The sequence below is a fragment of the Microbacterium sp. NPDC089321 genome (assembly GCF_040684935.1).
GTDB lineage: Bacteria > Actinomycetota > Actinomycetes > Actinomycetales > Microbacteriaceae > Microbacterium.
This window is the reverse complement of record NZ_JBFBGX010000001.1, coordinates 484898-496076: the sequence shown is the minus strand read 5'-3', so window position 1 is coordinate 496076 and position 11179 is coordinate 484898. Positions and strand designations below refer to the sequence as shown.

Sequence of the window (11179 nt, the reverse complement as noted above, 5' to 3'; positions counted from 1 at the left end):
AATGACCATGACCCCCGAACAGGCCGCCTGGTTCCAGGGCACCTTCCACCGTCTCGTCGAGAACGTCGACAAGGCGCTGCAGGGCAAGAGCGAGATCGTCAGCCTCGTCGTCGCCGCCATGCTGGCCGAAGGCCACGTGCTGCTCGAAGACGCACCGGGCACGGGCAAGACCAGCCTCGCGAAGGCGCTCGCGGCTACTGTGCAGGGCACCAGCTCGCGCATCCAGTTCACTCCCGACCTGCTGCCCTCCGACGTGACCGGCGTCACGATCTACGACCAGCAGGCGCACCGCTTCGAGTTCCACAAGGGCCCGATCTTCGCGTCGATCGTGCTGGCGGATGAGATCAACCGCGCCTCGCCGAAGACGCAGTCGGCGCTGCTCGAGGTCATGGAGGAGTCGCGGGTCACCGTCGACGGCGTGACGCACGAGGCCGGTCGCCCGTTCCTCGTCATCGCCACGCAGAACCCCGTCGAGCAGGCCGGCACGTACAAGCTGCCCGAGGCGCAGCTCGACCGCTTCCTGATCAAGACGTCGATCGGCTATCCCGACCTCGACGTCGCCGAGCGCATCCTCGCCGGCGCCTCGGACCGCAACCCGTCGGCCGGCCTCACCGCGGTCATCACTACGGGCGCTGTGGCCGACATGGCCGACCTGGCCGCCACCGTGCACGTCGAGCCCGCCGTGCTGCGCTACACCGCCGAGCTGTCCGAGGCGACGCGCGGCGACTCGGCCATCCGCCTGGGTGTCTCGGTGCGCGGCGCGATCGCGATGATCCGCATCGCGAAGGTGTGGGCAGCCGCACACGGCCGCCACTACGTGCTGCCGGACGACATCAAGGCTCTCGCCCGCCCGGTGTGGCAGCACCGTCTGCTGCTCGACGCCGAGGCGGAGTTCGCCGGCACCACGGCAGAGAGCGTGATCGGGCGCGTGCTCGAGAACGTGGCTGCGCCGCAGGCGCGCGCGGCGGTCTGATGTCGCAGGCGACCGTGGTCGAGAGGGACGCGCCCGGGCAGGAGGCCGGCTGGCGCGACGTCGTCGCCGTGCTCGGCGGGCGTGCGCTCGAGCGTCTGCGCCTCGTCGCCGGGGTGGTGCGTCCGCTCGGGTGGATGCTGATAGCGCTGACCGTGCTGTTCTGGATCGTCGGCGCCGTGCAGGGCTGGCGCGAGCTCGTGATCGCCGCGTGGGTGCTGGGCTTCGTGCTCGTGATCTGCGCGCTGTTCCTGATCGGACGCACGCAGTACGACGTGTCGCTCGACCTGGCCAGGACTCGCGTCGTGGTGGGGGAGCGGGCGATCGGAGCGCTGAAGCTCGAGAACCGCAGCAGCAGGGCGATCCTGCCGTCGCGCGTCGTGCTGCCCGTCGGCGCGGGGCGCGGCGAGTTCTCGATCCAGCGTCTCGCAGCAGGCCAGAGCGCCGAGGAGCTGTTCGCGATCCCCACGCAGCGCCGCGGCGTCGTCGAGGTGGGCCCGGTCAGCGTCGTGCGCGGCGACCCCCTCGGCGTCTTCGAGCGCGCTCACCGTCGTGACGACCCGGTCGACCTGTTCGTGCATCCGAAGACCGTGCTGTTCGGCGGTCAGTCGCTCGGATTCCTGCGCGACCTCGAGGGCCTGCCGGCGGCGGACCTGTCGCGTGATGACGTGTCGTTCCACGCCCTGCTCGAGTACCAGCCGGGCGACGACCTGCGTCACGTGCACTGGCGCTCGACCGCCCGCACGGGAACCATGATGGTGCGGCAGTTCGAGGAGACCCGTCGTTCGCACTTCGTGATCGGCCTCTCGCGCGCGCGCGCCGACTACCGCTCCGACGACGAGTTCGAGCTCGGCGTCTCGATCGCCGGGTCCATCGGGCTTCGCGCGCTGCAGGACTCCCAGCGCGTCGATGTGCGCGTGCAGGGCCGCGAACTGGCATCCGGAACCGGAAAGCAGCTGCTGGACTCGCTCTCGGCGGTCGAGCAGTCGAAGCCGAGAGAGGGCGGCATCGCCGAGCTCGCCGGCGTCGTGTCGGCGGCCATGCCCACCGCCAGCGTCGTGGCGCTGGTCTGCGGGGCCAGCGTCGACGTCGAAGACCTGCGTCGCGCCTGCGCGCGGCTGCCGTTCGGGGCGCGCGCGCTCGCCGTCGTCGCCCAGCACGGACTCGACAGCCCCGAGCTGCGTCGCATCGCCGACGCCGACGTCGTGACCGTCGGCGCGCTCGACCAGCTTCCCGCCGCACTGCAGAGGGTGCTCGCATGACCGCTCCGAAGACCGTCACCCCGTCGCGTCTGCGGCCCGGCTGGGTCGTCGACATCGTCGCCGTCGGGATGCTGCTGCTCACCGCGCTCGTCGGATTCTGGACCACGTTCGGCGGGCCCAGCTTCCTGCTCGCGGCCGTGGGCGGTGTCGTGCTCGGGCTCGGGGTCGCGACCCTGTGCGCGTGGCGCGGGTGGGGCATCCTCATCGTCACCGGCGCGACGATCGCCGTGTACTTCCTGCTGGGCGGTGCGCTCGCGCTGCCGCACACGACCATGCTCGGCGTCATCCCCACGATCGACACGCTGGGCGCGCTGGCCACAGGGGTTGTCACGTCGTGGAAGCAGCTGCTGACCACGGTCGCTCCGGTGTCGGCCGCCGACGGGCACCTGCTCGTGCCTTTCCTGATCGGACTGGTCGCCGCCGTCGTCTCGGCCTCGCTCGCCCTGCGCCTGCGCCGTCTGGCGTGGTCGCTGCTGCCCGTGGTCGCGGCGCTGTTCCTGTCGATCGCGCTCGGAGTGCCGACCGCCGCCTTCCCGCTCGCCCAGGGCATCATCATCGCCGGCGTGGCCGCCGTGTGGATGTCTCTGCGCGCATGGTGGGCGCCGCAGTCGTCGGCCGTGAACGTGTCGGAGGCCGACCCCGCCCGCGCTCGCTACATGCGCATGCGCCGGCTCGTGGGCGGAGCGCTGGTCATCGCGCTCGCCGCGGGTGCGGGAGCGGCCGTGAACGCGGTGACCGCGCAGGCGGGCCCGCGCAGCGTGTTCCGCGATGCGATCATCCCGCCGTTCAACATCCGCGACTACGCGAGCCCCATGCAGGGATTCCGCAAGACCGTGCGCGACCAGAAGACGAAGACCCTGTTCACGGTGACCGGCCTGCCCGAGGGCGCTCGGGTGCGCCTGGCCGCCATGGACGGCTGGGACGGCATGGTCTACAACGTCACCGACGGCGGGCCGGGCTCGTCGAGCGCCTTCCTGCCGCTGCGCAGCGACATGGCGACAGGCGCCGAGGGCGTGCCGGCTTCTCTGCGCTTCGAGATCGACGACTACTCGGGCGTCTGGCTGCCCGGTGCCTCGGTGGTCGACGACGTGCGCTTCGGCGGCGACCGCGCCGATGAGCTGCGCCGCACGGCGTACAGCAACCCGGCGACCGACACCACCGTGGTCACCGCAGGCCTGAAGAAGGGCGACGCGTACACGGTCGACGCCGTCTTCGCGCCGAAGATCAGCGACGATGTGCTCAAAGAGGCCGACTTCGCGAACATCAGGCAGAAGGTGTCTCCGTACTCGCCCGACGATCTCTCGGCGATGGCCGCCGACATCGTGACCGATGCTGAGACGCCGATCGAGCAGGCCAGGGCGCTCGAGACGTTCTTCGCCGAGGGCGGGTTCTTCAGCCACGGCCTCGAGGGCGAGGTGCTCTCGCGTGCCGGTCACACCGCCGAGCGCATCAGCACCCTGCTCGGCGGCGACCAGATGATCGGCGACGACGAGCAGTACGCCGTCGCGATGGCCCTCGCCGCGCAGGAGGTCGGGATGCCCGTGCGCGTCGTCATGGGCTACTACCCCGACGGCGATCGCAAGGGCGACCCCGTGTTCACCGCGACCGGCGACGACGTGCACGCCTGGGTCGAGATCGCCTTCGAGGGGTTCGGCTGGCTGCCGTTCGACCCGACCCCGCCCGAGGACAAGGTGCCTCAGGACCAGAACACCAAGCCGCGCGTCGACCCCAAGCCGCAGGTGCTGCAGCCGCCGCCCCCTCCGCAGGAGCCGGTCGACCTGCCGCCGACCGTGCCGGACGACCGCAAGGCCGAGGATGACAGCCTGAACGTGCTCGGCATCATCGGCATGATCCTCGCGATCGTCGGAGTCTCGCTCGGGGTGCTGCTGCTGCTCGCATCGCCGTTCATCGTGATCGGCGCGTGGAAGGCGGCGAAGCGGCGGTCGCGCCGCAACGCCGAGCGTCACTCCGACCGCATCAGCGGCGGATGGGACGAGCTGACGGACCGCGCGATCGACCACGGCGCGCGCATCGTCCCCGGGGGCACCCGTGTCGAAGAGGCCGGCGTCATGGCATCCACCCTGACGCTGCCCGCCGCCACCGCGCTCGCCGTGCGCGCCGACGGCCAGGTCTTCGGGCCGGGCGAGCCGACGGCCGAGGAGGTCGACGCGTTCTGGCGCGAGGTCGACGCGGCGGTCGGAGACCTGCGCGGCGCCACCACGTTCTGGGGCCGCACGAAGGCCCGGCTGAGCCTGCGCTCTCTGACCGGCAACGGCAGGATGGCAGAGCGCATGCAGGAGCTGAAGGATGCCGCGACCGCCCGCGTGCGGCGCGAACCTGGCAACATCGACAAGAAGAACACGACGTCCGAGAGCGAGACCCCATGACGACGATTCCCCCCGGAGACATCGCGCCGATCCAGCGACGGGTGATCGCCTACGTCATCGACGCTCTCATCGCCGGCGTGCTGCCCGTCGTCTCGACCGTGGTCATCGCGAGCCTGATGGTCGGCGCCCTGCAGAGCCCGGAGGCGGCGGCGGGTGCGCTCGCCTCGGTGGCCGTGGCGGCGGGCGTCTTCGGTCTGCTGATCCTCGGCTGGTTCGTGGTCTACACGATCATGCAGACCGGCAAGGGGTCGATCGGCATGCGCGCCCAGCGCATCCGCCTCGTCGGTGCGACCGACCTGGCTCCGCTGGCGTTCTGGCGTGCACTGCTGCGCAACGTCGTCTTCGCGATCACCGGCTCGTTCGTGGTGGGTCTGTTCTCGCCGCTGTTCGACGGCAGCGGCCGCTACCAGGGCTGGCATGACAAGGTCGCCGGGGCGATCATGCTGGATGCAGCGGCCGTGCCCGCCGCATCACCCGCATCCGCCCCGGCGATGCCTCCGGCGCCTCCCGCGCTGCCGAACCCGCTCGCGACGGGCGGCTACACCGGGCAGCCGACGCCGCCGGCCCCGCCGGCGCCGTTCGCCTTCCCGCAGCCGACGCGCGACGCGCCGCCGCTGCCGGACGGCTTCCCCGACGAGACGATCGTCGCGCCGCGGCACGCGTCGCCTGCCGCTCCCGTGCTCCCCCCGGCTCCGGCGGCACCTGCGGCTCCGGCGTATCCCGCCGCGCCGGTTCCGGATGCCTCTGCCGCCGCCCCCGATGAGACGATCGCCGCGCCGCCGGCGCGCCAGGGGCTTCCCGGCGATCCGCTCATCTCGTTCGTCCCCGGCGTGACGCAGCCGGGGGCGGCCTCCGCTCCCGCGGCGCCCGCTCCGGCTGCCGCTCCCGCTCCGGCAGCGCCCGCACCCGCAGCTGCCGCGTCGCCCTCCGAGCAGGCACCGATCGCGCAGCAGGGCAGCCAGCAGGCATCCGCTCACGACGACGACGATGACCTCGAATCGACGCGCATCAGCGTGCCCGGCCACCGTCTCGTCTTCACGTGGGACGACGGTCAGCGCGTGTCGGTCTCGACCCGCACGGTGTTCGGACGCAACCCCGAGCAGGAGCCGGGAACCGTCGTCGTCTCGGTGCGCGACGAGACGCTCTCGCTCTCGAAGACGCACTTCGAGGCGGGTTCCGAGCCGACCGGCGGCTGGGTCATGGACCGCCACTCGACCAACGGCCTGACGATCGTGCGCGACGGCACGCGCATCGCGTGCCCTCCCGGTCAGCGCGTGCCGGTGCGTCTCGGCGACGCCCTCGAGATCGGCGACCGCATCGTGACGATCGGCGGCTTCGCATGACGGCTCCGGTGATGGTGCGGGTGGGCTCCTCGACCCACACGGGCACCCGCCGTGCGCTCAACGAAGACGCCCAGCTCTCGACGGCGCCGGTGTTCATCGTCGCCGACGGCATGGGCGGCCACGAAGCAGGCGAGGTCGCCAGCGGCGCCGTGGTGGCCGAGTTCTCGCAGCTCGTCGGCCGCGAAGCGCTCGAGCTCGACGATGTGCGGCAGGCCGTCGCCCGCGCCCGGGCGTCGGTGGATCAGCTCGCGACGACGGGCGCCCGCGCGGGAACGACGCTCAGCGGCGTCGTCATCTCCTCCGTCGACGGGCTCGGCTACTGGCTGGCCGTGAACATCGGCGACTCGCGCACCTATCGCTTCGCCTCCGGTGAGCTGGAGCAGATCAGCGAGGACCACTCGGTCATCCAGGAGCTGCTGGATGCCGGCGAGCTGACGCCCGAACAGGCGCTGACCGACTCGCGTCGCAACATCATCACGCGCGCGATCGGCGCGGGCAGCACCGGCGACGCCGACTTCTGGCTCTTCCCCGCGGAGCGCGGCGACCGCATGCTCGTGTGCTCCGACGGGCTCACCTCGGAGGTCTCCGAGGCGCGCATCACCGAGGTGCTCTCGAGCGAGGCCGATCCGCAGCGCGCGGCCGACCTGCTGACGGCCGATGCGGTGAACGCGGGCGGGCGCGACAACATCACAGTCGTGGTGGTCGACGCGGTAGCCGTCACCACCCGACCCGGAACGATCGTGCTCTCGGACGAGATGGACGATGTGGACGCCGACACGCGTCCGCGGGAGACACTGACTGGAGGGGTTCGATGAACCAGTTCTCTTACCGGCCCGGAACCTGGCAGCTCGTCGTCGAGTCCGGCGGCATCGTCGCCGTGCCGGCCGACGTCGAGGCCGCTCGTCTCGAGACGCTGCACGGCATGCTGCGCGACGGCACCCCCGCGCTCACCGATGTGATCGATGTGCTCGCGGCCGGTTCCATCGCCGCTCTCGGGTCGTTCGCCGTGGCACTCACCTCGGGCGACTCGATCCGCTTCGCGGTTCGCGGCCCCGTGCAGGCTCGCATCGTCGCATCCGGCGATGACGAGGTCGTCTCGGGTGCCGAGGTCACCACGTGGACCGAGCGCTTCATCGCCGACGCGCGGGGCTTCGAGCTCACCGTCGACGACGAGCAGACCGACGCCTGGTACCCGATCGTGTCGGGTGTCGTGCTCGCGGCGACTCTGCGTCAGGGAGCGACGGCAGCGACCCCGGCGCAGGCCGCGGATCCGGATGCCGATGGCGCGTCGGCCGCGGCGGGCGCCTCTGCGCCGGTCGCGCTCGAGCCCGCCGGGGAGGCCGTTCCCGCAGCTGTCGCGGATGCTGAAGACGACGAGCCGGCCGTCTCCGAGCCGCTGGTCTCCGAGCCCGAGCCCGAGCCCGAGGTCGAGGCTGAACCGGAGCCCGAGGCGGAGTCCGCGCCCGAGGCGGAGCCGGAGTCTGAGGCGGAGTCCGCGCCCGAGCCGGAGCTCGAGGCCGCATCCTTCCCCGGCGACGACCCGGCGATCGCGCAGACCCTCATCCCGGCCGATCTGACCCTGGCGCCGATGAGCGAGGGCGAGGGCATCCCCTCCTCCGACATCCCCGGTCTCGGAGACCACGACGGAGCGACGATCTCGGCCGCCGAGCTGCGCCGCCTTCGGTCGCAGCAGGGACTCACCACCGAGCCGCCGACAGCCGGGCCCGACGCGCCCACGGCGGTGCTCCCCGTGGTCGACTCCTCGGTCGCCTCCGGCGGGCACGGCGTCGCACGTCTGTCGACCGGGCAGGTCATCGAGCTCGACCGCACGGTGATCATCGGACGCCGGCCGCGCTCGACCCGCGTCAGCGGCGACAGCATGCCGCACCTCGTCGCCGTCGACAGCCCGCAGCAGGACATCTCGCGCAGCCACCTCGAGATCCGCCCCGAGGGCGACTCCGTGGTCGTGATCGATCTGCGCACCACCAACGGATCGACCCTGCTGCGCCCGGGCGCCGACCCCGTGCGCCTGCACCCCGGCGAGCACACCCTCGTGCTCAGCGGAGACGTCGTCGACCTCGGCGACGGCGTGACGGTCGCGTTCGAAGGACTCGTGTGAGCAGGCCCCCCTCCGAGCCGCCCGTCCTGCCCGGGTTCTCGTACCTGCAGCCGCTCGGCGCAGGCGGCTTCGCCGATGTCTTCCTCTACGAGCAGCAGATGCCGCGACGCAAGGTCGCGGTCAAGGTGCTGCTCGCCGACCGTCTGAGCACGGGCGCGGCACAGGAGTTCACCGACGAGGCGAACGTGATGGCGATGCTGTCCACACACCCCGCCATCGTCACGATCTACCAGGCAGGCGTCGCCGGCGACGGCCGGCCGTACCTGGTGATGGAGTACTGCTCGCGGCCCAACCTGCAGGTGCGCTCGCGCCGCGAGCCGTTCTCGGTGGCAGAGGCGCTGCGCGTCGGCATCCAGGTGGCCGGCGCCGTCGAGACCGCCCACCGCGCGGGTGTGCTGCACCGCGACATCAAGCCGGCGAACATCCTCGTCACCGAGTACAACAGGCCGGCGCTCACCGACTTCGGCATCGCCACGACCGCGGGCGCGGTCAACGAGGCCGCCGGCATGTCGATCCCGTGGTCGCCGCCCGAATCGTTCGCCGAGCCGCCGGTGAGCGGACCGCGCACCGATGTCTACGCGCTCGGCGCCACGATCTTCACCCTGCTCGCGTCGCGGTCGCCGTTCGAGCGGCCGGGCGAGCGCAACACCAGCGCCGACCTCATCGAGCGGATCGAGCGCATGGCGGTGCCCAAGCTCGACCGCGCCGATTCGCCGTCGAGCCTGCAGGCCGTGCTCGAGCGCGCCATGGCGAAGAATCCCGACGACCGGTACCCGAGCGCCGTGGCCTTCGCCAGGGCTCTGCAGAAGGTGCAGATCGAGCTCGCGCACTCGGTGACCCCGATCGACATCGTCGACGAGCATCCGTCGGCCGACGAGCTCGAAGACGACGATGACGGCCTGACGCGCGTACGAGAGGTGCGCTCGATCAGCCCGCAGGGCGAGGCCGAGAACGCGACCCGCCCGTCGGCGCGCACCGAGCGCAAGGCCGCGCCGGTCGTCGGCGACATCCCGCGCTTCGACCCCGCGAGCGCTCCCGCCGCAGCGGTCGAGCAGACGCAGCTGCGCGCCCCGTCGAGCGCGTCGCAGACGCCGCCGCCCGCCGCCGACCACGACGAGCAGACGCTTCTGCGGCCCCCGCGGGTCGTCGCACCCGTGGCATCCGCTCCCGCCGCCGCGCTGCCTGCCGCTGCACCCGCCTCGCCGCACGAGGCCGCGACCGCCGCAGCCGACGCTCCCCGCGCTCGCAAGGGCGTGCCGTGGTGGGGCTGGGTGCTCATGCTGGTCGGTGCACTGCTCGTCGTCGGCGGCGTGATCTGGGCCAGCAGCCTGGCCGCAGACGGCATCGCCAGCCAGACGACGAAGACGCCCCCGCCGTCCGAACCGGAGGCGAAGGACCCCATGGCCGGTCTCGTGCCGCCCGTCGAAGACCTGGTCGGCACCCGTTCGGGCGATGTCGTCACCTTCACCTGGAAGAACGCCGACCCGCAGGAGGGCGACACGTTCCTCTGGAACCAGGTGACGCTCGACGGCCCGTCGAAGTCGGCGCAGGTGACCGAGCCGAAGGTCGTGCTGCCGGGGCCGAACCCCGACCGCACCTGCATCGAGGTCATCGTCAAGCGCGACAACGGCACCTCTTCGCCCGAGGTCAGGGAGTGCGTCGACTGATGATCTGGGAGATCGACGACAAGAGCGAGACGATCGAAGGACTCGATGAGTCCGGCCGTCCTGACCCCGCGTACGCGGCCGCACTCGGTCTGCTTCCGGCGCCGCTCGGCCGCCGCGCGCTCGCCGCGGTGTACGACGGCGCGGCGTGGATGCTGGTGCAGCTGCCGTTCCTGATCGGGTCGGTGCCCCTGCTGATGAAGCTGGCGAACGGATCCATCTCGGCCTACGGTCTCGTCAACCACCCCGGCTTCACCCTCGCTGTCGTGATGGCGTCGATCACGGCGCTGCTGAGCCTGGCGCTCGCCATCGTGCAGTGGTCGCTGCACGCCGTGAAGGGCATGACGATCGGCAAGGCGCTCACCCGCATCCGCACGGTCAACGTGCGCACCCTCGGCAAGGCCGGGTTCCTGCGACTGCTGCTGCGCTACCTCATCGTCGGCGCCGCCGGTCTGCTGCCGGCCATCGGCTCGGTGCTCTTCCTGCTCTCGCCGGTGTTCGACCCCCAGCGCCGCGGCCGGGGCTGGCACGACAAGGCGAGCGGGGTCTGGCTCGTCGACGTGCGCGCCGGCCTCAACCCGTTCGACGAGAAGCGCATGCGCGTCGCCCGCAAGATGGTCAAGGCCGAGCCGACCCGCGAACGCGTCGTGCTGCCCTCGCTCGCGACCCCCGTCGACCCGTCTCAGCAGCCCGCCTATCGACCCGGCAGCCGCGTGAGCGCCGGCGTGCTCGGAGTCGCCCGCCCGCACGATGCGAACGAGCGCCCCGTCATCGGGCTCCCGGTGGTCGCAGAGTCCGAACCCGAGCCGCAGGGCGAGGCGGGCAAGCCGGTGCTCGGCGGCTACCGCGCACCGGCGAAGCCCGACGAGCAGGCGTCCGGACCCGCGTCGCCCCCGCCCTCGGCTCCGACGCCCGCAGCCGGTGCGGCCGCACCGGTCGTCGACGCCGTGCCGAGGCAGCCTCGGGAGGCGCGCACCGTGGCCGTTCAGCGGCAGCCCGAGGCCCCCGCCGCGCCCGCGCCCGCCCCTGCCGCGCCTGCGCCCGCCGCGGCTGAGGCTGCGACTCCCGTGCGCTTCGGTCTGCGCTTCGACACGGGCGAGGGCATCGGGGTCACCGCGCCCGTGCTCCTGGGCCGCAACCCCGACGCGAGCGGGCACCCTGGTGCCACGCCGATGCCGCTCGCAGACAGCACGCGATCGCTGTCGAAGACCCACCTTCTCGCCCGCCCCGTCGACGGCGGCATCGAGGTCGTCGACCTCGGATCGACCAATGGGTCGGGCCTGATCCGCGGGGGAGCCGAGTACGCGCTCAGCGCAGGAGCGGCGACCCTCGTGACCGAGGGCGACACCATCCGGCTCGGCGACCGCATCGCGGCCGTGGTCAGGGTATGACTCCCCGCTCGACGCGCGCCGCCACCGGCGAGACACATCGAAA

8 protein-coding genes are annotated in these 11179 nt (G+C 72.2%); all 8 read left to right on the top strand.

Annotated features, from left to right (window positions below):
- Position 1 precedes the first annotated feature (1 nt).
- Genes AB0N59_RS02350 through AB0N59_RS02315 form a run of 8 tightly spaced genes read left to right on the top strand, consistent with a single transcriptional unit; the run spans position 2 to position 11136 of the window.
- A complete protein-coding gene (locus AB0N59_RS02350; RefSeq protein WP_363478140.1) occupies positions 2 to 973 on the top strand; it encodes a MoxR family ATPase in 972 nt (323 codons plus the stop codon).
- Positions 973 to 2232 (top strand): DUF58 domain-containing protein, encoded by a 1260-nt coding sequence (locus tag AB0N59_RS02345; RefSeq protein WP_363478137.1) that lies wholly within the window; start codon positions 973 to 975, stop codon positions 2230 to 2232. Before AB0N59_RS02350 ends, AB0N59_RS02345 begins: the two co-directional genes overlap by 1 nt.
- Positions 2229 to 4619 (top strand): transglutaminase-like domain-containing protein, encoded by a 2391-nt coding sequence (locus AB0N59_RS02340; RefSeq protein WP_363478134.1) that lies wholly within the window; start codon positions 2229 to 2231, stop codon positions 4617 to 4619. Before AB0N59_RS02345 ends, AB0N59_RS02340 begins: the two co-directional genes overlap by 4 nt.
- Positions 4616 to 5962 carry an RDD family protein gene (locus AB0N59_RS02335; protein ID WP_363478131.1) on the top strand — a complete coding sequence of 449 codons (1347 nt, stop codon included), beginning with the start codon at positions 4616 to 4618 and terminating at the stop codon, positions 5960 to 5962. The genes AB0N59_RS02340 and AB0N59_RS02335 overlap by 4 nt, the downstream gene beginning before the upstream one ends.
- Positions 5959 to 6777 (top strand): protein phosphatase 2C domain-containing protein, encoded by an 819-nt coding sequence (locus tag AB0N59_RS02330; protein ID WP_363478128.1) that lies wholly within the window; start codon positions 5959 to 5961, stop codon positions 6775 to 6777. The genes AB0N59_RS02335 and AB0N59_RS02330 overlap by 4 nt, the downstream gene beginning before the upstream one ends.
- A complete protein-coding gene (locus tag AB0N59_RS02325) occupies positions 6774 to 8081 on the top strand; it encodes an FHA domain-containing protein (RefSeq protein ID WP_363478125.1) in 1308 nt (435 codons plus the stop codon). The genes AB0N59_RS02330 and AB0N59_RS02325 overlap by 4 nt, the downstream gene beginning before the upstream one ends.
- Positions 8078 to 9748 carry a serine/threonine-protein kinase gene (locus tag AB0N59_RS02320; protein WP_363478122.1) on the top strand — a complete coding sequence of 557 codons (1671 nt, stop codon included), beginning with the start codon at positions 8078 to 8080 and terminating at the stop codon, positions 9746 to 9748. The genes AB0N59_RS02325 and AB0N59_RS02320 overlap by 4 nt, the downstream gene beginning before the upstream one ends.
- Positions 9748 to 11136, top strand: coding sequence for an RDD family protein (locus tag AB0N59_RS02315; RefSeq protein ID WP_363478119.1), 1389 nt, complete (start codon positions 9748 to 9750; stop codon positions 11134 to 11136). Before AB0N59_RS02320 ends, AB0N59_RS02315 begins: the two co-directional genes overlap by 1 nt.
- The last annotated feature ends 43 nt before the right edge of the window (positions 11137 to 11179 follow it).